A 19,888-nucleotide genomic window follows, 5' to 3' on the forward strand; every position below is an offset into this window, starting at 1 on the left:
AAACCGACAGGCGGCCAAGCAACAATCCTCATCCGATGGGCACCTCTTGCGCGCGGCGATAGGTGGCAGCGACGGCCTGCCCGACCATACCGGGCGTGGCCTGCGCGACGACGCGCCCTGCCTCATCCCGCACCGTCGCGCGGAAATTGCCAATGCTGTCATCCCAGCCAATTGAGACGTCCATCCCACCCATGGCGGCAGGCGCACTTTGCCGGGCGGGCACGGCCCGCGACACGCCATTCCGCCGCATCGCCTCGACCGCCGCGACACCACCGGCCCGCGCAACGTCATCCTGAGAAAACACCACCTCGCCCTTGTGGACGATCCCGGCGGGCTGGTTGCGCCCTCCCGCCCCGGTATAGCCACCGGATGCAAACCCAAGCATCTTCAGGAAGCCCCCAGCGGCGTCACCCAGACCAGCGCCCCAGATCCTATCGAAACCCTTCATCGCCAGCATTTCGGCCAGCTTGCCGATGACGTTCCCCAGAGCATCCCTGAAACTCAGCACGCCCGTAACAAGCCCGGTGAAGGCGCTGGACAGCGTGCCCTTGGCTTCTTCAACCGCCGACTTGAATTCCTCATGCCGCTCTTTCGCGCGCTCCAACTCGACCGCCGCATTGGCATAGCTTTCGGCCAGCTTGTCGATTTCCACCTTCAACTGCGGCGTGATCGTCTTGCCCGCCTCTTTGGCCTCTTGCAGCAGTTCCGCCTTTTTCCGGGCAACATCAACGGAAATGCCGTATTCGTCATAGGCCAGCACGAGGTTGTTCAGCGCCTCTGCTTCGGCCAGCATCCCCTCGACCTCGACGCGCCAGTCTTTCATGCCGTCGCCAAAGCGATCCTTGCCGCCGCCACCACCGCCCTTGGACTTGCCCCCGCCTCCCTTGGATTTTGCGGCCCTCTCGCGCGCCTCGTCCACAACATCCGGCACACCGTTGTTATCCATGTCGGTGTCATAGCCAGATGGCTTGCTTGGCGGCTTGACGGATGTGCGCGGCGCGCTTTCGGTCGGTGGCATCTGGATATCACCGACGCCCATCGGCGTGCCAACGGACACATTCGCGGCCCCACTTCCGGCACCAGCCGCCGCCTTAAGCCAGGAATAAAGCTGCTGAACCTTGGCAGTTACTGCATCAACAATGCCACCAAGCCGGTCAACCTCAGATATCGCCCCACTGAAGTTCACACGATCAGCAGCATCAAGCGCAGCGAATGCATCGCTGGCCGAACGCTGGACCTCATCCATCCCCTTGCTGAAGGTTTCCCCGTCGATAGCACCAGATTGGAAATCATCAGCCAATTTGCGCATTTCAGAAGACGCCCGCGCCAGCACCTCCCACAATCCGTCCAGACCCATCATGTCAGCTTCACTTGCTGCCTGTGCGAGAACGTTTGCGGCCCGGTCGGCTTCCTCGGTCAGCCCACGCCACTCGCCACGAAGTGCTGTCAGGGTGACAACCTGCTCATCAGATAGGGCACCCACCTTGCGCAGTTGGTCGTAGACCTCATCACCGAGGATATGTCGCCCTTCTGCTTCGTTGAAGATTTCGTTGATCCGATCTTCCACAATCGCAAATGGAAGATCGGCCAAAGCAATGGCAGCCCGCTTGCCGAAGTTTTCAACTCTGTTGGCAAGCTCATTCCATTTCTGATCAAGCTCCGCCGCCTTCTGGATGGCTGCCTCATCCATCACAAGGCCGAGTTCTCTCGCCCGGTCAATGGTGCGCCGCAACCCTTCGTCGCCTTGCCCCAGCAACTCCACAAAGCGCTCGCCAGCCGAACCACCAAACACCTCATCCGCGATGCGGATCTGCGCGGCCTTGTCCATGCCTTCCATGCGCCCGATGATTTCCAGCATAAGGGCAGACGGGTCTTTCAGCTTCTTCGCCAAATCGGCAGAGGTGTAGCCAAGCCGCGCGAAACTCTCGGCCGCCGGACCAGCTCCAGTCTGCACCAGCTCATCGGCCCGCAAGTTCAATTCCTTGAAGCCATCTACAAGCTGGTCAATGCCGATGCGGTTCTGTTCCGCAACGAACTTCCATTCCTGGAACGCCTCTACGCCAAGGCCAGCCCGGCGCGCCTCATCGCCAATGCTGGCAATTCCCTTCACCGTCTGCGCGAGGCCGGTGGTCAGCTTGTCGATGGCCCCCGTTACCAGACCGCCAGCGATACCACCGGCAAAGCCGACCGCGAAGCTTCCAACCGCTGACGTCATGGCGTCAAGGTTCTTCTGGACGGTGCGCGACATGCGAGTGGTGCCCTGCTCGGCATCACGCGTCAGCTTGGCGATTAGCTTGTTGTTGCGGTCCATGGCCCGCGAAAACTCGCGATCCTTTGCTTGCAACAGGATCGTGATGCGCTCAAGGTTATCGTCAGTCATTGCATATCTCGGGGATTGTCATGCCGCTTCTACTTTTCATCTTAGCTTTGGCGATAGGTTTCCCACTTCACCAAGCCAAGGCGGAGTTCAGGCTTGATGTAGGCGAAAAAGCCTATCTGGAATGGAAGGGAGAAACTGCATTCTCCGATCTGGCTGTCGGAGAATCCGCCTATCTGAAGAGGTTCGATTTCTGCGCGATGGACGGTCAGCTTTGGTTGGATCGCGGGGCGATCATCGCAGACTCTCCATCGAAATATACAGTCAGTTTCTTAGCGACACGAAGGCCAAATAACCGCGTTGCTATAGAGTTAAGACCGCCAGCCGGATCACAGCTTGCCGGTGGTGATGTCTCAATTGCCGCCCTAGTTTCGCCGCCGCACGCGAAAAGCGATTGCGCGAAACTTGGGCTAGGCACTGAAACAGTTTTCGAAATCGAAAGCATCAATGGAATGGCCAGAGCAAGCGAACTCATCAAGGCATACCCTTGATCACCCGTAACGCCTGATCAGATCGTCCATTTCTTCCATTGTCGGGGCGGCTGGCATCTGGTCGCCCTGCGCCTCGTTCCAGCCGGTGATCAGCAGATCGGTGTCAAGCGGCGTCATCGCCCAGACCTGCGCAGGCAGCAGGCCCATTACGCCGCAGATGTTTCCGACCCGCTCGCGGGCGTCGTATCGCTTGGCTCCGCCCTTGCTTTCACGCTGCGCGAACCATCGCTTTTTTTTTGAGGCTTGATCGCGGCAGGCACGAAGGCCAGCCCCAGCAGCCGCACCGCCACGCCGCGCAGGAACAGGTTGTCAGACGGCGGCAATGATGCCAGCAGCCCATCGGCCTTCACGTCATCCATACCGGCACCGATCAGCCCCAGCGCCACCAGATCGCGCACATGGCGCACCTGCGGCGGCGCGGACTTGCCGATCAGTTGGTCCCACAACTCGAAAATCCCGAACGGCGCATACTGCACCTCGAAACGCTCGATCTCGGAATTGCGCAGGATCAACCGGCGGCTCTCACCGCCGATGACCTCCACAAGCTCAGCGGATGTGCGGGCAACTGCCATCAGGCAGCCGTGAACGTGACGGCCCCGGTCGAGGCCAGCGCGAGGCTGTAGGTCACGCCGCCCTCCTGTTCGCCGCCGTATTCGACGCTCGACACGAAGAAACCGCCCCGAAAGGTGCCGAAGTCCGGCACGATCACCTGAAAATTTGCAATCGGGTCATCGTCCATCGCCAGCGTGTTCAGCGTCGCCTCGGCGGCTTCATCTTTGAACAGGCCGTTTCCGCTGACCGAAACGCGCTTGGCCCCGGCCAGCACCTCGGTCCACATCGCGCCGCCGGGATCGGTGCAATCCGCCGTAGTCACGTCGATCTCATTGTTGTTGATGGTCATCGTCTTGGACGTCAGACCGCACAGCACCGTGAAAACCTCGGTCGGGGTGGCGCCGTTGCCAATCTTGATCAGGAGCTTGCGCCCCTTTTGCTTTGCCATGATCTGGCTCCTTTATGGTGGAGTGCCTTGCCAAAGGGCGAGATTGGCTCAGTCGGCCAGAGCGGCCTCAAACGCCACGATTGCGACGTAACTTTCACCGTCAGCGGCGCGGTTCGCCGTCTGGGTCATATAGGTACACCAGTCGGCGCTGTAGCCGGTCATCGCGGCATTGATCACCGCCTCCTGATCGTTCAGCGCGACGCGGACTGCATCAGCGATGCGGGCGGCTTCGACTCGGCCCGAGGTCGGACGCGAATGCGCCTCAACCGAAAACACGATGCTATGGTCATCGACGCAGGACAGGCGCTCGGGCGACAGATCGAGATTGCCGATGCGCACATACGGAAACGCCACGGCCTGCGGCGGCTCATCATAGACCCGCGCGCCGACCAGCGCCGATACGCCAGCATTGGCACGCAGCACGGTGATCAGCGCCTTTTGCAGCGCAAGGCCGGGGCCGTCAGCCATGGATGGTCACCGCGACATTGCCAGCAACATAGGTTTTATACCCATCCACCTCGCCGTTTGGAATAACCTCTCGACTGACCTCGATCTGATGTCCGGGGCCGAACTCCGCCTTTACTTCTTTACCATCGACCAGCTCGACGATGACGTGGATACGGTTGATCTCAGCCATTGAACAATTCCTTCACCGCCTTGTTGACGGCGCGCTTGGCCCGGCTCTTGTGGCGCTTGCGCGTGACGGATAGAGCCGGGTTCACGAAAGGCCGAGGCCCGCGGTCGCCCTCGATGACCTTGGATTTCGGACCGAAATCCACCAGCACAGACCCATCCGCGTTCTGGGTCGCGTGGATCTTGTCACGCTCATGGCCGTCGCCATGCGCATCCTTGCCGACCGGGATCAGCACCTTGGCAGTGCGCACCAGTTCATCGCCGGAGGTTTTCACGGCCCGATCCACATTTTTCTTGATCCGATCGGGAAGCTGCGAAAGCTTCCGCATCACCCGGTCTGCGCCAATCACCGTCATGTCGCCACCTGTGTTTCGCAGAGCATTTCCAGTTCCTCGTTCGCACGGCCCACAGCTGCGATACTGCGGATGTTCCAGGTCTGACCGCGGGCTACGATCCTGTCGGCCTCTGTCACGGCCAGAGTTTCCGGGGCGCGCAGCACCCTGATCGTTGCGAGGCGAGGCGCTTCAAGTGCGCCGGACTGGATCTTTTCGCCGCCCAGACGTTCCAACATATCCGCCCAGCAGGTCAGCAGGTTCGACCAGTTGGACATGACGTTGCCATATCCATCATCGCTCACAGACTGACGCTGGAAGGTGATGCGATCTGATCGTTTCCCCGCCTGCATCACAGCACCCTGCGCCAGCGGCCCAGCAACGCCTGCGCGGACATCGGGATCTCGGATACCGCGACAGTCACCACCACGCCGCGATGCTCATGCCAATGCTCGACCATCATCTTCATGGCCATCTTGATCGCCGGCGGCACGTCCGCTGCATCCCCGAAACCACAAACCATCGTGATCCGCACCGGGTATGGATCAGATGCACTCAGCGCGGGCTGGGTGAAACCGCTGGCAAAATGCAGCTCAGCGGCCATTCCGGGCGCGCGCTGCAACCATGTCATGCCGACATCGACATCCTGTTCCGCTCCGTCCTGATCCAGATATGCAACAGCAACGGAAAGGACCGGCTCGACAGGCAACACGATGGCACCCGGCCATGCAGTAAGCTCCAGCAGCCATTCCTGCCGAACGATGGCCCGGCCGAGCATGCCGGTCGGGCCATCCAGAAGATCGACCGCCGTGTCGATCCATGCCGCAAACAGATCATCCTCGTGATCGAAGTCCACGCGGCAATGCGCCTTCGCCTCTTCCACGGTGACCGGCGCTGCGGCAGGACCGACAGTTCGCGTAAGCCGCATGGTCAGGACTTCTTGCCCGTATCAGCCTTGGCCTGCGCGGCATCAGCGTCGGCCTTGGCCTTGGCAGCCGCCGCATCGGCCTCAGCCTGCGCCTTCGCTTCTGCATCAGCCTTGGCCTGCGCGGCATCAGCCTCGGCTTTCGCTTCCGCTTCGGCACGCTGACGTTCGATTGCCTCAGCATCAGCGGCGACACCACTGGCGATCAGGCGCTGCGCCGTGGCGTCATCGAAACCTGCGCTCTCACCGGGCTGGTACATCTTCCAGCCCTTCACAAGAATAAGCCGCTTCATTGGGGCAAGCGGTCCATGCCGCCGAAGACGATCACCGCCGACAGGGCGGCGGTATCGGTGTTGGCTGCCGACAGGTTCGGCGTGAAATTCAGACGCACATAGCGCCCCGCCCCGGCCAGCGACACATTGGCTTCGAAGGTGCCCGCCACCGTGCCACCACCGGAAGGCCCGGTCGCGACGACAGCCGCCGTCGCCGAGGTCAGCACTTCCGCATCCGACAGGGCGGAATCGTTGCCCTCGTCGACATCGAACGCGATGGTCAGCGTCGCGGCGGCGGCAAGCGTGGCCGTGAACGGGATCGCCACGACACAGGATTGCGGGAACCCGATGGCGGCCCGGTCGATGATGACACCGGCAACCTCGGTATTATCGCCACTGCCGCCGGCGGTGACGGCGGTATTGGCAGCAGCACGTTTCACGGCGACAAGATCGCCGATGCTGCGGATCTGCGTGGTCATTGTCTTGCTCCTTGGGCGATGCCCACAAATGTGAAACGGGCCGTCAGTGCGGCCCGTCTGTAAGGTCAGCCAGCCGGATCAGGCAGCGCCCCAGGTCACCCCGGTCAGCACGGAAACGGCCGCCAGATGCCGCAGCCCGATGTCATGCTGCATGATCATGCGCAGAAGCGTCTCATCGCGGCTGAATGCGGCCTGCATGGTGCCGGAGGAATCCTTGTAGGCAGCCTCGGTCGACATCGCGATTTCGATGCCCATGTGCTCGCCGACCAGAACATGCTGCGGCAGGACCAGCATGATTTCCGATTCCGTCCCGCCCCCCAGATTGTCCGGGATTTCAGTGGTGACATGCACGGGCTTCCGGCGCAGCTGACCGTCCTGCATTTCCGGGAAGGCAAGATTGCCATTGCCGTCGCGCAGATTGGTCAGATACATCGCCGTGCGCGGCGACATGGTCCAGTGCGCGCCGGTATAAGGCAGATTGGCATTGCCAAGCGCCAGCTCCATCCGACCCAGATCATTGGTCACCTTCTGAAGGTCGGGCGTGGCCGTCATCGTCATGATATGGGTGGTCGCGAAGGGCGTCCCGAGTGCCTGCCAGCGCAGCCCTTTCGGCGCGAAGTCGGTGCCGGACCCGCGCAGGAAGAACCGATCCTGAATCTGCGCCGCGTCGGCCAGAACATCATCGCGCACCATACGGTCGACAGCGGTCGAGCTGGCGCGCAACAGATCGTTGGAGATCGGCACGATGCCTGCCAGCTTTTTGGCCGACAGCTTGACCTGACCATAGGTGTAGCCAGTCGCGTCGATGTCGGTCTGTTCGCCGGTGTAGCTGAAGTTGGCGCCCGTCGCGCGGCGGTTGGTGGTCAGGTTGCCATTGGGCATCGGCACCATGCGCGGCCCCATGGCAGTCACCACCGACGCGGGACGCAGCAGCTCAATCACCTCGGTCGACACATCCTCGGGCACGAGGAAACCACCGGCCGGGCCGCTGCCCATGTTCTGATTGGCGAACAGACCGCCGTCGCCATTCGCCTCGGCGATCTGCGCCGCCACATGCGGGATGCCACCAGCCGCTGCGATGGTGCGGCACATGCGCGCAAAGGTCAGACCCTTCTCGGCAGGCTGGGCCGGGACGGCGGGCTGACCGGCCACCGGCGCGGTCACACCAGGCAGCGGCGCAGCCGGGCGCGCAGCGGCGGCACGGCGACGCTCGAGATCCTCAGCCTGCGACAGCTGTGCCGCAACCCGATCATCCTCGGCGCGCAGCGCGTCGAACTGCGACTGCTGCTCCGCCGTCAGATCCTCGTTTTCGCCGACGGAAGCAACGATGGCCTCCATCTGTTCGATGATGCCCGCGCGGCGGGCTCGCAGGGCCGTGATACGGTCCATGGTCAGCTCCTGTCTGCGGCTCGCCGCCGCGTTTCAAGTTCGGCGGCCGCAAGCGCACGGCGACCACCTGTATTGCTCCGGGTGCGCCCGGAAACTTGTGAGAGCACGCCCTCCAGCGTGCCGATGCGGTCAGCCATGCCGACCCTGACGGCCCGTTCCGCCGCCAGCATTCCGCCCTGTCCGAAATCGCTGCTGATCGTCTCAAGGCTGACCCGTCGCCCCCTGGCGACGTCCGCGAAGAACACCGCCTCGGCCGCGTCCACATCGGCCTGCAAGGCGGCGAGCCCCTCTTCGGTGCTCGGGTCCGCACGCTTCAGCGGGGCACCGCTGCTGACGATTTCATAGGCCCGACGCCCATCCTGACCGACCGCCTCCTGCCGGGTGACCGTCGCCACCACGCCCAGCGATCCGGCATAGGCGGATCTGTCCATGACGATCTCGCGCGCCTGACTGGACAACCAGTATGCGGCACTGGCGCACATGCCGGTGACAAAGGCAGTCACCGGCTTGCGAGAGGCCGCAATCTCGTCTGCCGCCTCCCCGAGGCCGGACACCACCCCGCCAGGGCTGTCCACCAGCATAACAATGCGGTCGATCTGTTCGCTGGCATTTGCCACGCGCAGATCGCGCATCATGGTCGACAACGAAGTGCCATCACTGCTTGCGCTGATCATGCTGGACCGCGGAAAGATCGGCCCCAGCATCGGAATGATGGCAGCGCCGTCACGCTGCGTCGCACTGGTGGCCCCGTCCAGCGGCATCCCCACAGCGGCCAGCGCGGACCAGCTCGCACCGATAGTCCGATGGTGACTGTCACCGGCGATCCGGGCCAGCACATCGGCATCCAGCGCACGGGCGGCAATGGCCTCGATTGCCTCAAGATATTCGGGCATGATTGCCCATGGTTGCGCGCGGATCGCCGCGATGATCGCGGTCAGGTCATTGTGCATTGCTGTTCCCCTGGTTTCCGCCGCCCGGTGCAGCGCTGACCGGCTGACCTGCCAGCCCCATGTTCGAAGGCCGCCAGTATTCCGACCCGGCGTCGCCGCTGATGTTGTTCAGATTCTCGCGGCTGCGCAGCTCATTGGCATTGGCCAGCCCCATCTGGCGCTGCAGCCAGTAAGCCTCCATCCGGCTCTTGAGGTCACCGCGCACCAGCGCGTCGGTGATATGCTCGAAGTAAAGCCCGGCGCCGCCGAACTGCCGCGTTGCCGCGCCTGCGACCCGCGCAAAATGCGGGCCGAGGTGATAGGTGACAAACTCAAGGCTCTGTTGCTCGATATTCGAGAACGTCGCCTTGGACAGGTCGAAGATCAGATGCGGCGGCACGCCCCAGATGCGCGCCAGATCAACCACCTGAAACTGCCGCGTCTCGATGAACTGATCATCTTTCAGATTGTGCGACAGGAAAGCCGCCTTCAGATCCTGATCGAGCACGGCGACAGCATCGCCGTCCGACCCGGAGTAGAGCGACGTCCAGTCCTGCCGGATGCGCTTCTTGTCATCCGGGCCAACCTTTTGCTCTGTCGTAAGCACCGTCGAAGGACGCCCGCCCTTCTGCCAGAACCTGTTGGCATGATCTCCTGTCGCGATGGCCCCGCCCAGGGCGTCGCGCGCGAACTGGACAGGGTTCAAACCGACCAGCCCATCCCGCGACATTCCGCGGATATGCCAGATATCACGGGCCGCGAAGCGCTCGCGAGACCCGTCCGGAAGGCTCGCGTCATAGAACAGCACCTGCCCTTCGGCCCGGTCGAAATACTCGGCCACGATCACGCTTCCCGGTTTCAGCCGGGTCAGCGCAATGGGATCACCGCGAAAGCTTCGTGACACATAGGCATAGAAATTCCCGGCCATCAGAAGGTCGGACATGACCATTTCCCACAGGTCGAACGGCGACTGAAAGCTGTTCGGGCGCTGCGCCAACAGCACGCCGGCGGGGTGGTCATCCATCCGGTCCCGCCCGCCTTCGGTCTTGCGATAGAGATGCAGCGGCGCCATTGCAAAGACGCCGCTGATGATCCGCAGCGCCTGAAGGGTGGCGGGCAGCGAAAGCGCGGTGGCCTCGTTCACGCGAACACCGGATTTCGAAACGCCACCGATGGGCGTAAAGCCACGCCACTGGGATTCGGAATTGACCTTCGCGGGCTCTGCCGCGACGACGGGCGGTTCAACCCGCACAGCATCTGTCGCCCGGGCCGAAGCACCGGGGCGCAGGAAACCCAGAAGTCCCATCGTCACATCCCTGTATATTCGAACGCGCCGGGCCCGGCCGCCACCGGATCGCGCAGCATCAGCATGAAGGCGTTGAACGTTGCCATCAGCGGGTCGATCTTGGCTTTGCCCGCCACCTCCTTGGTGATGCGGACAGCAGATCCTTTGATTTCCGGCTTGGCGTTGCCGACCGTCCAGCTCATGAGCGGCTGCCCGCAGTGCCGGAACGTGCCCTGTTTCAGCATCCGCTCCATGCCCCAGATCGCTGGAGACAGGCGCCAGTCCTGCCCCACAACTACCAGCTGCTCATAGGTGATGCCCTTACCGAACATCTGAAACTGAATCGCGGCGGAGTTCGTGGTATCGACACCGACCGCGCCCTGTTCCGGCAGCAACCCGGCCGCCAGGAGCCGGGCCGCTGTTTCCGCTACGCCGCGCACATCGCCGCTCGTATCCTCATCCTTCAACTGGATCAGGTCACCATGCTCGGCGAAGTTCAGCAGCCGCGGCGCGATCTCCTTGCGTTCCTCAAAGACCTCGGGATGAGCAAAGGCCCTTGCCCAATGCAGCCAGCGCCCGGTTTCCCGGCACCGGCCAATCACGGCTTCCGCGAACAGATCGTCGAGCCCACCACCGTCAATTCCCTGCACCGCGACTTCGCTGCGCTCGATCAGCTCATCAAGCGACAGGCCGGCTTCAACGCAGTCATCCCAGTATTGCGCACCCAGCCATCCAGCAGACAAGCCGACACCGATCTCAATGTTCAGATGCTGGCTGGCCCAGATCTGTTCAGTATGCTTCGTCACCCGGCCGTTGTTTTCGTAATCATCGACAAGCGCCTGTTCGTCGATAGACAGACCGAGGTTCGGCAACACCAGATGCCAGTTCGTGCGGGCCCGCCAGAAGTCCTGCGACCTCTGAAGCTCTGCCGGAAACTCGTAAAGGACCGGCAGCATGATCGGGTTCGACCCGCCGCGCCCGTCGCGGATTGCCCTCGCCTTGTCCAGTTCGATCTTCCAGATACCAGCCGGGGATTCGTCCGACTGGGTGGTGATCATCAGCACCCGCCCGCGCTGCTTGGTGATACCGCCGCCCCGGATCTGCTGCATCACCGCCGCCGCGCGGGCCTTCTTGCCCAGCTCGTGCAGTTCGTCGATGATCGTGAGGACCGGGATTTCGCCCGTGACAATCGACGTGTCGAAGGTCTTGACCTCCAGCTTCGTTCCGGTCTGACGCCTGGTCACCGTCTTCAGGTGATCCTGCACGAGGAAGATGCTGTCCAGAATCGGATCGAGCCGGATCATGCCCTGCGCCTGATCGAAGCACCGTTCCGAAATGTTCTGCGATGGACCGACCAGAAGCATCTGACGGTTTGGCGCATCCTCCATGTAGAGCGCGGTCAGGGCCAGCGCCGCCACATAGGTGGATTTCGAGTTCTTCTTGGGAACCATGCAAAGCAGTTCCCAGACGACAGGCTGATAGGTCTCGGGATCTTCGCTGGCGAGGAACGCCACCAGCACATCCTTGAACCACTCGCCACAGGCGACTGACATCGGCGGGTTGCCGGGAATGTCCGGCAGCCTCATCCGGTTGAAAAACGCCAATGCCTTGGCGGCCTTCTCTTCGTTGATCGGGACATCCGCCATCGGCGGAAGCCCCTGACACAGCCGCTCCCACCAGTCCGGGCAGGCGAAACGCGGCAGCGCCAGGTTACTGTCGTGGTGACCCACGGGATGCCTCAAGTTCAAGCGCGGCCTGCAATGCCGCTTCGGCATCTGCCGCCTTTACCTTGTCCATCGCCTTCTTGCCCTGACGGTCGGCAGACTGGGCCGGCGATGTGATCTTCTTGGCCTGCCGCTCAGCCTGCATCCGGTCATTCCGGTCCATCAGCTGTTGCAGCACCCGCATGGCACCTACGTTCCCGCTGAAGGCTGCCTGCGCCGCGACCAGCAGTTGCTTGGCGTTCAGCTGGTCACGCGCAAAGTCCCGCGATGCCAGCTCGGCTCTAAAATACCGCTTCAGCGTCGGCACACTGATCTTTATCCCGGTGCGCGGATCAAGGATGGTTCCTGCGATCCGCTCATTCGACCAACCAGCAGACAGCAAGATACTGACTTTAAATGAGTTTTCTTCTGTCCACTCAAACGGTGGGCGGCCACGCTTACGCTTGACGCGATAGACCGGATCGCCCCAGAGCGTGTAGCCGATCAGGTCATCCCCGTTTTTCACGTCGCCCAAGAAAAAAATCTCCAGATGAAGGAACGCACCGGTCTGGCGTCCCGACGGCCCCAGGGATCACACCCCCCCTCCCCGCCCGGCCGCCCCGGCCTCGGCCCGTTGCTTCGCCCCGTCGTGACACCGCTTGCAGAGGCATTGCAGGTTGCCCGCATCCCAGAACAGGTCCGGGTCGCCCCGGTGCGGGACCTTGTGGTCAGCCACCAGCAGCGACGTGTCGGAACCCTTGACCACGCCGCACATGGCGCAGGTGAACAGATCCCGCACCAGCACATCCCAGCGCAGCCGCTGCCAGCGTGCGGTCTTGTACCACGCCCGCCAAGCGAGCCGCGCATCCCTGTCCCGCGAGGCCTGCGCCGCCGACCGCGCGAGATAGCCGACCATCGGCGGCAGCCTGTGCGTACCGTCGCGCAGCATCTTCAGCCGTGCCATTGCTCACCGATGTCAGGATGGAAAAGGTAAAGCCCGCGAGGTCTGTGACCTGCGGGCGCACCTGTGGATGATGGCAAAGAACATGCACGCGGCGGACCTAAGCGTCAATCCCCTTTTTCACGGTATCCCTGCATACGGTCCAGAGCGGCCCTGAGACCAGCCCTGAGCGTCGCCCGCGTCTGCCCCTTCACCGCCCAGCGATAGCGTGCCAGCACGGCGCTCAGGTCCAAACCCTCGATCACCACGGCATCCAGAGCCGCAAGCGCCGTAACCTTGCGCCGTGCATTGCCGCGATCCATCTGCCGGCGGATATCGAGGATCACCACATCACCGACGCGGTGGCGCAGATCCGCCAGCCAGTCACCCTGCCCGATGAACGTGTCAATGAACAGGCCACCCTGCCCACTACCGCGCCCAGCCTCAAGAGAGGCGCATTTCATGGCCGATCCGTTGCGCCACTCGACCAGCGCCCGATAGTCCCTCGCCACCGCGATCTGCCCCGGAGTGAATGGGGCGACGAAGGCAGCGGGGTCCAGACCCTTGTCGAGGTGCCGCTGGGCCGCCTGCGCCACCATGACCTCAAGCTGGCACATGTCCCGCCAGTGGCTGCCATCCCGTCGCCGCGTGCCACCGCGCTCGACAATCCAGTTCTCAACCAGCTGCATCGGATCACGCGCCGCTGCCATCGGGGCACCCGTGCGCGCCGCAAAGGCCCGCGCGGCCTCGACCCGCCGCCGCACATCAGCCTCATCCCACAGATGCGGCGCGATCTGCTGTGAGGTCAGCCCCGACCCGGCCTCGACCAGACGGTCAATCCGGTCGCGCACATGGTCAAATCCATTTGACCGCATGATCACGCCGCACCCCGCTTGCTCTGCCCCGCCTCGACCAGCGCCATGGCGTCGACCTTGTCGCGCAGATAGGCCGCCTCCCACCGCAGCTCTGCATCGGTCAGGCTGGCCCCGCGATCACGCTTGTCCGCCAGGATGCGCAGACCCCGCGCATTATCCTCGGCCTCCTGCGTGATGCCCCGCTGTTCATATTCAAACGGCGGGCGCGGATACTTGCGCAGGAACCGATAGACCTCGACCAGATCCCCGCGCCCCAGCGCCTTCGGTCCTTCGACCGAGCCGAGCCAGCTGACCAGCGCCCGGTTATGCGCCAGCGGGCGCGGCTGCCAGACCTGAGCCCGGTGCATGATCAGCACTTCGGACGGCCAGTCAGCCTTGCCGCCCGACAGGTCAATCAGTTCGTCCGCCAGTGCATCCAGCTTGTCCGGGTCCATGTAGGACAGTTTTTCCACGATCACCGTCATCCGCGCCTCATGCGCTTCAAGCGTCACGCCGCGCTTGCGTACAAAACCGGCCTGTTCCAGCCGGGCAATCAGATGCTCCCGCACAGCCTTTCGGCCATGTCCTTCATCGGTCTCTGCGCCTTCGGTCATCGCATCCTCCATTTTCTCAGCCTCTGCCCCATCTGCCATCCCGCGCTTTGCCCCGCGTTCCGGGAAGGAATGTTCTGTCAGGTCCTGTCCTGTCATTCTTTGTCCTGTCCTGTAGGGCAATTTCAGCGAAACCCCTGAAAAAAGAGCGAAATCGCCCTGAAACCTTTCACCGTGTTACTGAAACCATTTCAGCGATTTCAGCGTGTTTCACCGTCACCGCCGAGGCTGATCACACGCGGCCCGCCCGCCACCGCATCCGCCGCGACGCGCACATTATCCTCGTTCACGAACAGCCCATGCTCATCCAGCCACCGCGTGATTGCCTCGACCGCATGGGAGGAATTGGCGATCCGCGTCATGCCCGCGATGCCCTTGAGCTTCGATTTCACCCGACTGCGCATGACGGCCAGGCGGCTTTCCTCGCGACTGCGCGCGCGGCCTTTCTTGCGCTTCACCGCCCGTTCAGCGAGTTCGGCGATGAAGGGATGCCCCAGCCGGTCAGATCGCATCTGGCCGCCCGTCTCTACATGGCATTGCCGCCAGCCGTGCAGCACGCCCTCGCGCACCGCGCGCCAGCCCTCGACATCCGCGCCGAACCGGGCCAACTGCGCCAGCTCCACATCATCATCGGGCAGCGTGCCCGCCGGGTCCTGCCGGTAGCACTCCGACCACAGGATCAGCGCGGTCCCAATGTCGGCCCGGCGATCCTCGCGCAGCGCATAGGCCAGAAAGCGCGAGGTCAGCAGCTTGTGGATGTGCAACTCCACCCATTCATGCGAGGCCAGCGTATCGCCCTCGCGCAGCGGATATTGCCAGAAATCGCCCACGAGATCCGTCATCTGCGCTTCCCCCCGTCATTGGAGGCCAGCACACCCGCGATCCGGCAGGCCGCCATGGATCGTGCCGCCTCGGCCTCCATCCGCACCCGCATTTCAGCCTCGAAGAACTGTGCCAGCGTCACTTGCGCGACCCAGCCCTTGCCGCGCGGCGGCAGACCAAGCTTTCTGACGACATGCGGGAACGAAGAGCGGTGCATGCCGAAATGGCACCCGATTTCGGCCATCGACACCCCGGCCTTATATAGGCGGGTGAACAGAGCCTCATCATATTTGAGCTTCGGCCCCTTGCGCCGCGGGGGCAGCCCCAAAACCTTCGCCGTTTGCGACAGCCCGCGCGCGGACCGATTCAGCCGTGCCGCGATCTGGTCGCAGGTCAAATCGCCATCAGCCCGGAGCGCACGAAACTCGGCCAGCGGAAACCGATTGTAGGTGGTCAGAGAGGTCACAGCATATCCTCAGCGAACAGTGAATGCTGGCGGTTATCGACGCGATCCATGAACCGCATCTGCATCGGCACTTCGGCCCAGTCGCGCTGCCAGACGAACCAGGCATTGCGCTGCGGCGGGCTGCCCTCGCCCGTGAAGTCCAGCTTCCAGCGCATCAGGTAGCAGTAGGAGAACGGCGACGCCTCCAGCAGCTCGCCCAGCCCGTTTGCCCGCGCGGCTGGCCAGTCCCACGACAGCAGCAGGGCCATGTAAGACCAGCCCGGCATATCCAGCGCATGGCGCAGCCACCGGCCGCGCCCATCCCGGGCATTGATCAGATTGTAGGGTGGATTCGTGATGATCGCCCGCGCCGGGCTTTCGCCGACATCGAAGTAGTCGCGCACACCGGCATCCGGGCAACCACGATCAACGATGTCGGATGCCACCACGCGCAGCCCCGCCTCGCGCAGCGGCATCACCAGCGCCCCATCGCCACAGGCACTTTCCCAGACCGACCCGCAAAATCGGATCACCTCACCATCATGCGCCAAAAGGCCACGAATGGCCTCGGGCTGGCCGGTCGGGTAAAAGTCGTGATCGCGCCGTACATCCGGCGCCCGCGCCTCGGGCAGATCCATCAGGGCAGCCTGCCGCGCATCAGGGCGGCGTCCGCCCTGTATCGCCCGAAACAGCGGCTTCGCACTGGGCGCCACCATCACACCGCCCCCATGCAGATGCGGCCCGGGCGGAACAACCCGGGCCGCTGCACCAGCCCCGCAAGGGCCTGCCGGGAAAGCGCCCGGCGCGCATCCACGGGCCATCCCGCGAATTTCGCCCCGTGGACGCTGACGGGACACGAACCGCACCCCGCCAACGCTCCAACAAGAGGCGGGCACGCCATCGCCAGCAGCCGCCGTGCCCCGGTGCGGCGCCGGGAGGATCTGGGGACCCGGCCTCGTGCTGACGTGTGGGAAGAAAAGACGAGCGGCGCGGCGCCGCCCGAGTTTGCCACCTCGACAGAGACAGAGAGGTCGAGGCAGCCGCACCAAACAGGGAGGTGGTGCAAAACGGTGGAAATGGAGGGGTCAGACATCGCCGTCCCCCGTGAACTCCTCTGGCCACATCCGCATGGCCATCATCACCTTGTCGCCGGTCGGACAGCTGAAACCGTCGAACCAGTTGCATGCCGTCTGAAACGTGACACCAAACACCACCGCGCATTCCTCGCGGCTGGCACATCGCCGCGACACCAGATCGGCCCAGAACACCGTCGCCGCATGGCGCGTGATGACTGGCGGCACGCTGACCCGTCTCGCCGCCGCCGCACCCCTGCCCCGGCCCGCGCGGTCAAAACCATTGGCATGGGACATTTGACCCCGGCGCGGGGCAAGGTCAGCAGGTGCGATTTTGCGGAGCGGGAACGATGACATCAGGCGACATCCTGCTTTTGTTCGGGCGGAGGCAAAGCCTCAAATGAAAACAGGTCACGCGAGGGCGGCTCTACCGCTCGCTCTGCCGCCAGTGCCAGCAAGGCGGAATACCACTTCGGTGGAAGCAAGCCCGCCACCATGTAGCCGTGCATAGTCGTGGCGCTCACGCGCAACCGTTTGGCTACCGCGCGATAGCCCCCTAGGGTCGAGATGAACTGGCGAGGCGTCTGTGACATGCCCCCAAAGAGATACGAAATTTTCGTATTGTCAATGGCGCAGCAGCTACGGGGTTCGATTTTTTCGGATTGCAGGATATGACTTCGGCATGGACATGGCGGAAAAAGAGCGGATCGCTCGGTATCGGGACAGCAGCAAGGTCGCTATTGCGCGCCGCCTTAAGGCTGCGCGCATGATGCTTAACTTCAACCAGAAAGAGTTCGCAAAGCGCCTGGAAGTTCCCTACACGACCTACAATTCGCAAGAGTCCAAGGGCGTCCCCGGAATGGAAGTCTTGGATTACCTTTACAAAAATCACATGATTGGCGCGAATTTCATCCTGTTTGGCGAGGTCTTCAACCTGCCTTGCGACGTCCAAGATAGGATAATAGCCGCTCTCGTCGCTCACGACTGATGCGAGGCCAGAACACTCTTTGAGGGTTCAAGCCAATCCGAAGCATCCAGATCATCAACCGAATCTTCACCCCAGAAATGCCTCCCTGCTAACCTGTGTTCCCCTCGGGGACAGGAGCCTATTCCCGTTTGAGGCCTAGGCGTGGCCTTAACATGTCCGAAATTTTCGTATCGCGCAATTGACAATACGAAATTTTCGGATAGCTTGCCTTCATCCAACGATGGAGGCCTCTTTGCCAAACGACCAGTTTCCCCCCGACCTCATCGCGCAGTCGCGCCACCTGATCACCAACAGCCATACCTACCTGCACCTGCCCGCCGATGAGCGGCGCGAGCTGCTGGTGACGGCATGGGATGTGCTGATCTCCGACCGCCGTCGCCGCCTCGGCCGCCGTCCGGTCCTGCACTGCGGCAGCACCACGCCGGGGGATGCGGCATGATGGCGGGCCGCCACCCGCGCCGGGACGAGGGCTATGCGCCCATCGGCACCACCACGCACCCGGCGCTGCACCGGCTGCGCACGGCATGGGCCTATGCCCGCGAAACCAGCCCGGCGGTCGAGGCGATCAACAGCGCCTGCCCCGGCCTGCGCGCCGTGCCGGTCTGCGAGGGTACTTGGGTCTTGCAGGGCCCCACGCCCACCGGCGGCTCGGTCCACGCCTGCATCACGATCTTCGACCAGCTGACCGTGATCCGGGTCGAGGACGGCAAGCCCTATGAGCATCACCTGATCAACCTGCCTGATCCGCTCCGCACCGCCCGCCCGGCGGTCGCCTGAGAGGCTCCGGTGCGGGGCGGCGCGCCGCCCCCATCCCGAACCCCTCCACATCACCGAAGGCAAGCCGATGAAAGCGCCTCAAATCCATTTGAACTCTGCCGCCGCGCGCGCTGACCACATGTCGCAGATCCTGCATTTCGCGGCGACCGTTGCGCTGGTGCTGACCATGACCGGCGGCGCGCTGGTAATCGCCCGCGCCGCCATCGCCAACGCCATCGGCATGCCCGCCGTGCTGGATCAGGCCGCCGAACGCGGGGGGATGTGATCGAACCACCACCAACCGGAGAGCCCGCGATGCACGCGCTGAAACCCCACCCCCAGATCGGAGCCGCCGCAATGTTGCGCCACGAACTGAACTTCCTCGAATTCCTCCAGACCTTCCGGCGCGGCGAATTGCTGGCCGCAGGCGATGGCCGCCTGACCGAGTTGATGGAGGCGATCCGCGAAACCGGCCAGGGCGGCAGCCTGACCCTGAAGTTCAGCTTCAAGGTCAACAAGGCGGGCCAGCTGGAAATCACGCCCGACCTGTCGATCAAGCGCCCGGAACGCGCCATCGGCACCGGGATCTACTACGCCACCGATGATGGCCGCCTGACCCGGCGTGACCCCAACCAGCTCGACATCGAGGATGAAATCGAGCGGCGGCGCGGCAGCGACACCTGATTTCTCACCCAGAAAGGACGCCTCAAATGGCACAGAAGATTGAAACCACTGCCTCGGCACCGCTGCCCGTGATCAGCGCAGGCGAGGAACTTGAGGCCGCGATCCGCGCCGCGCGCCTCGCCGATCCCGTGATCGACGGCCCCGACGGGCGCCGGCATGTCTTTGTCCCGCGCGACTTCAACCTGTCGCAACTGCCCGACGACACCCGCCTGCCGGCAATCCCGGCGCAGCGCGTCATCGTGGATGACCGGGCCAGCCTTGTGACCTATGCCAACCGCTTCCGCGATGATCGCTCGATTATCGTGGCCGACTTCGACGCGCTGGAAATCGCGGCGCATCTCGACTGGCACCCGCACAACGCCATGCCCGACAGCTTCGGCCAAAGTGGCGCGCTGAAACACTCTGTCACGCTGAAGCTGCGCGCGTCAGAGGAATTCCAGCGCTGGGATGCGATGGAGGGCAAGGTGCACCCGCAGGAGGAATTCGCGCGGTTCCTCGAAGAGAACAGCAGCGACGTTGGCTATCCCGAGGCTGCGACCATGGTGGAAATCAGCCGCGATTTCGAGGCGACGGTGGGCCAAAGCTACAAGTCCAGCGTGCGGCTGGACAATGGCGACCGCAAGCTGCGCTTCGAAAGCGAAACCAAGGTGATGAACGATGTGATCATCCCCGAGCGGTTCACGCTGAACATCCCGATCTACAACGGTGAAGAACCCGACACGCTCACCGCCCTGTTCCGCTGGCGCGCAGTGGGCGGCGGGGCCGTCGCCCTCGGCTTCCAGTGGCATCGCGTTGAATACCAGCGCCGCGCCCACTTCGCACAGATCGCCAGCACCGCTGCCGAAGAAACCGGCCTGCCGTGGATCATGGGTCGCAAGGCCACCTGACCTTCCGGTGACC

The 19,888-nt window shown here is 63.3% G+C and carries 31 protein-coding genes; 7 read left to right on the forward strand and 24 right to left on the reverse strand.

Features of this window, described 5'->3' with window-relative positions:
* Window positions 1–28: 28 nt before the first annotated feature.
* Complete coding sequence (locus tag IE126_RS03650) at window positions 29–2,380, reverse strand: hypothetical protein (protein ID WP_189380184.1); 2,352 nt, start codon at window positions 2,378–2,380, stop codon at window positions 29–31.
* Window positions 2,381–2,400: 20 nt separating this feature from the next.
* Between IE126_RS03650 and IE126_RS03655 the strand changes: the two genes are divergently transcribed.
* The gene (locus IE126_RS03655; RefSeq protein WP_189380185.1) at window positions 2,401–2,868 is read left to right on the forward strand and encodes a hypothetical protein; all 468 of its coding nucleotides are present in this window, start codon (window positions 2,401–2,403) and stop codon (window positions 2,866–2,868) included.
* Here IE126_RS03655 and IE126_RS03660 read toward each other — a convergent pair whose 3' ends face one another.
* The 23 genes from IE126_RS03660 to IE126_RS03770 all read right to left on the reverse strand — a co-directional run bounded on the left by IE126_RS03660 (window position 2,869) and on the right by IE126_RS03770 (window position 17,153).
* A complete protein-coding gene (locus IE126_RS03660; protein ID WP_189380186.1) occupies window positions 2,869–3,015 on the reverse strand; it encodes a phage tail assembly chaperone in 147 nt (48 codons plus the stop codon).
* On the reverse strand, window positions 3,015–3,440 hold the full coding sequence (locus IE126_RS03665; protein WP_189380187.1) for a GTA-gp10 family protein: 426 nt from the start codon (window positions 3,438–3,440) through the stop codon (window positions 3,015–3,017). Before IE126_RS03665 ends, IE126_RS03660 begins: the two co-directional genes overlap by 1 nt.
* A complete protein-coding gene (locus tag IE126_RS03670) occupies window positions 3,440–3,868 on the reverse strand; it encodes a phage major tail protein, TP901-1 family (RefSeq protein ID WP_189380188.1) in 429 nt (142 codons plus the stop codon). The genes IE126_RS03665 and IE126_RS03670 overlap by 1 nt, the downstream gene beginning before the upstream one ends.
* Before the next feature lie 48 nt (window positions 3,869–3,916).
* Window positions 3,917–4,336 (reverse strand): DUF3168 domain-containing protein, encoded by a 420-nt coding sequence (locus IE126_RS03675; protein ID WP_189380189.1) that lies wholly within the window; start codon window positions 4,334–4,336, stop codon window positions 3,917–3,919.
* Window positions 4,329–4,505, reverse strand: a complete 177-nt coding sequence (locus IE126_RS03680) for a hypothetical protein (protein ID WP_189380190.1) — start codon at window positions 4,503–4,505, stop codon at window positions 4,329–4,331. The genes IE126_RS03675 and IE126_RS03680 overlap by 8 nt, the downstream gene beginning before the upstream one ends.
* Entirely contained in the window at window positions 4,498–4,857 is a 360-nt protein-coding gene (locus IE126_RS03685; RefSeq protein WP_189380191.1) for a hypothetical protein, read from the reverse strand. Before IE126_RS03685 ends, IE126_RS03680 begins: the two co-directional genes overlap by 8 nt.
* Window positions 4,854–5,186, reverse strand: a complete 333-nt coding sequence (locus IE126_RS03690) for a phage head closure protein (RefSeq protein ID WP_189380192.1) — start codon at window positions 5,184–5,186, stop codon at window positions 4,854–4,856. The genes IE126_RS03685 and IE126_RS03690 overlap by 4 nt, the downstream gene beginning before the upstream one ends.
* Window positions 5,186–5,761 (reverse strand): head-tail connector protein, encoded by a 576-nt coding sequence (locus IE126_RS03695; RefSeq protein WP_189380193.1) that lies wholly within the window; start codon window positions 5,759–5,761, stop codon window positions 5,186–5,188. Before IE126_RS03695 ends, IE126_RS03690 begins: the two co-directional genes overlap by 1 nt.
* Window positions 5,762–5,763: 2 nt before the next feature.
* A complete protein-coding gene (locus IE126_RS03700; RefSeq protein ID WP_189380194.1) occupies window positions 5,764–6,051 on the reverse strand; it encodes a hypothetical protein in 288 nt (95 codons plus the stop codon).
* On the reverse strand, window positions 6,048–6,509 hold the full coding sequence (locus IE126_RS03705) for a hypothetical protein (RefSeq protein WP_189380195.1): 462 nt from the start codon (window positions 6,507–6,509) through the stop codon (window positions 6,048–6,050). The genes IE126_RS03700 and IE126_RS03705 overlap by 4 nt, the downstream gene beginning before the upstream one ends.
* A 78-nt stretch (window positions 6,510–6,587) precedes the next feature.
* Complete coding sequence (locus tag IE126_RS03710) at window positions 6,588–7,898, reverse strand: phage major capsid protein (protein ID WP_189380196.1); 1,311 nt, start codon at window positions 7,896–7,898, stop codon at window positions 6,588–6,590.
* A gap of 2 nt (window positions 7,899–7,900) precedes the next feature.
* A complete protein-coding gene (locus IE126_RS03715; RefSeq protein ID WP_189380197.1) occupies window positions 7,901–8,848 on the reverse strand; it encodes a S49 family peptidase in 948 nt (315 codons plus the stop codon).
* The gene (locus IE126_RS03720) at window positions 8,838–10,133 is read right to left on the reverse strand and encodes a phage portal protein (protein ID WP_189380198.1); all 1,296 of its coding nucleotides are present in this window, start codon (window positions 10,131–10,133) and stop codon (window positions 8,838–8,840) included. The genes IE126_RS03715 and IE126_RS03720 overlap by 11 nt, the downstream gene beginning before the upstream one ends.
* 2 nt (window positions 10,134–10,135) lie before the next feature.
* On the reverse strand, window positions 10,136–11,842 hold the full coding sequence (locus IE126_RS03725; protein WP_229825203.1) for a terminase large subunit domain-containing protein: 1,707 nt from the start codon (window positions 11,840–11,842) through the stop codon (window positions 10,136–10,138).
* Window positions 11,823–12,341: a hypothetical protein gene (locus IE126_RS03730; RefSeq protein ID WP_189380348.1), complete on the reverse strand. Its 519-nt coding sequence runs from the start codon at window positions 12,339–12,341 to the stop codon at window positions 11,823–11,825. Before IE126_RS03730 ends, IE126_RS03725 begins: the two co-directional genes overlap by 20 nt.
* Before the next feature lie 66 nt (window positions 12,342–12,407).
* Window positions 12,408–12,779 carry an HNH endonuclease gene (locus IE126_RS03735; RefSeq protein ID WP_189380199.1) on the reverse strand — a complete coding sequence of 124 codons (372 nt, stop codon included), beginning with the start codon at window positions 12,777–12,779 and terminating at the stop codon, window positions 12,408–12,410.
* A 104-nt stretch (window positions 12,780–12,883) separates the two neighbouring features.
* Window positions 12,884–13,636, reverse strand: coding sequence for a hypothetical protein (locus tag IE126_RS03740; protein ID WP_189380200.1), 753 nt, complete (start codon window positions 13,634–13,636; stop codon window positions 12,884–12,886).
* Window positions 13,633–14,319: a hypothetical protein gene (locus IE126_RS03745; protein ID WP_189380201.1), complete on the reverse strand. Its 687-nt coding sequence runs from the start codon at window positions 14,317–14,319 to the stop codon at window positions 13,633–13,635. The genes IE126_RS03740 and IE126_RS03745 overlap by 4 nt, the downstream gene beginning before the upstream one ends.
* 101 nt (window positions 14,320–14,420) lie before the next feature.
* Window positions 14,421–15,062, reverse strand: a complete 642-nt coding sequence (locus tag IE126_RS03750) for a DUF1376 domain-containing protein (RefSeq protein ID WP_189380202.1) — start codon at window positions 15,060–15,062, stop codon at window positions 14,421–14,423.
* Window positions 15,059–15,508, reverse strand: coding sequence for a hypothetical protein (locus IE126_RS03755; RefSeq protein WP_189380203.1), 450 nt, complete (start codon window positions 15,506–15,508; stop codon window positions 15,059–15,061). The genes IE126_RS03750 and IE126_RS03755 overlap by 4 nt, the downstream gene beginning before the upstream one ends.
* Window positions 15,505–16,203, reverse strand: a complete 699-nt coding sequence (locus tag IE126_RS03760) for a hypothetical protein (RefSeq protein ID WP_189380204.1) — start codon at window positions 16,201–16,203, stop codon at window positions 15,505–15,507. The genes IE126_RS03755 and IE126_RS03760 overlap by 4 nt, the downstream gene beginning before the upstream one ends.
* 369 nt (window positions 16,204–16,572) lie before the next feature.
* Window positions 16,573–16,917, reverse strand: a complete 345-nt coding sequence (locus tag IE126_RS03765) for a hypothetical protein (protein ID WP_189380205.1) — start codon at window positions 16,915–16,917, stop codon at window positions 16,573–16,575.
* Window positions 16,917–17,153 (reverse strand): hypothetical protein, encoded by a 237-nt coding sequence (locus IE126_RS03770; RefSeq protein WP_189380206.1) that lies wholly within the window; start codon window positions 17,151–17,153, stop codon window positions 16,917–16,919. The genes IE126_RS03765 and IE126_RS03770 overlap by 1 nt, the downstream gene beginning before the upstream one ends.
* Before the next feature lie 89 nt (window positions 17,154–17,242).
* Between IE126_RS03770 and IE126_RS03775 the strand changes: the two genes are divergently transcribed.
* The 6 genes from IE126_RS03775 to IE126_RS03800 all read left to right on the forward strand — a co-directional run bounded on the left by IE126_RS03775 (window position 17,243) and on the right by IE126_RS03800 (window position 19,875).
* Window positions 17,243–17,548: a helix-turn-helix domain-containing protein gene (locus IE126_RS03775; RefSeq protein ID WP_189380207.1), complete on the forward strand. Its 306-nt coding sequence runs from the start codon at window positions 17,243–17,245 to the stop codon at window positions 17,546–17,548.
* Window positions 17,549–17,780: 232 nt separating this feature from the next.
* Window positions 17,781–17,987, forward strand: a complete 207-nt coding sequence (locus tag IE126_RS03780) for a hypothetical protein (RefSeq protein WP_189380208.1) — start codon at window positions 17,781–17,783, stop codon at window positions 17,985–17,987.
* Window positions 17,984–18,325: a hypothetical protein gene (locus IE126_RS03785; protein ID WP_189380209.1), complete on the forward strand. Its 342-nt coding sequence runs from the start codon at window positions 17,984–17,986 to the stop codon at window positions 18,323–18,325. Before IE126_RS03780 ends, IE126_RS03785 begins: the two co-directional genes overlap by 4 nt.
* Before the next feature lie 67 nt (window positions 18,326–18,392).
* Window positions 18,393–18,590 carry a hypothetical protein gene (locus IE126_RS03790; protein WP_189380210.1) on the forward strand — a complete coding sequence of 66 codons (198 nt, stop codon included), beginning with the start codon at window positions 18,393–18,395 and terminating at the stop codon, window positions 18,588–18,590.
* 29 nt (window positions 18,591–18,619) lie between these two features.
* Window positions 18,620–18,988, forward strand: a complete 369-nt coding sequence (locus tag IE126_RS03795; protein ID WP_229825205.1) for a hypothetical protein — start codon at window positions 18,620–18,622, stop codon at window positions 18,986–18,988.
* 26 nt (window positions 18,989–19,014) lie between these two features.
* On the forward strand, window positions 19,015–19,875 hold the full coding sequence (locus IE126_RS03800) for a DUF2303 family protein (protein ID WP_189380211.1): 861 nt from the start codon (window positions 19,015–19,017) through the stop codon (window positions 19,873–19,875).
* Window positions 19,876–19,888: the final 13 nt, after the last annotated feature.

This window comes from Gemmobacter nanjingensis, assembly GCF_014652195.1.
Taxonomy (GTDB): Bacteria; Pseudomonadota; Alphaproteobacteria; order Rhodobacterales; family Rhodobacteraceae; genus Gemmobacter; species Gemmobacter caeni.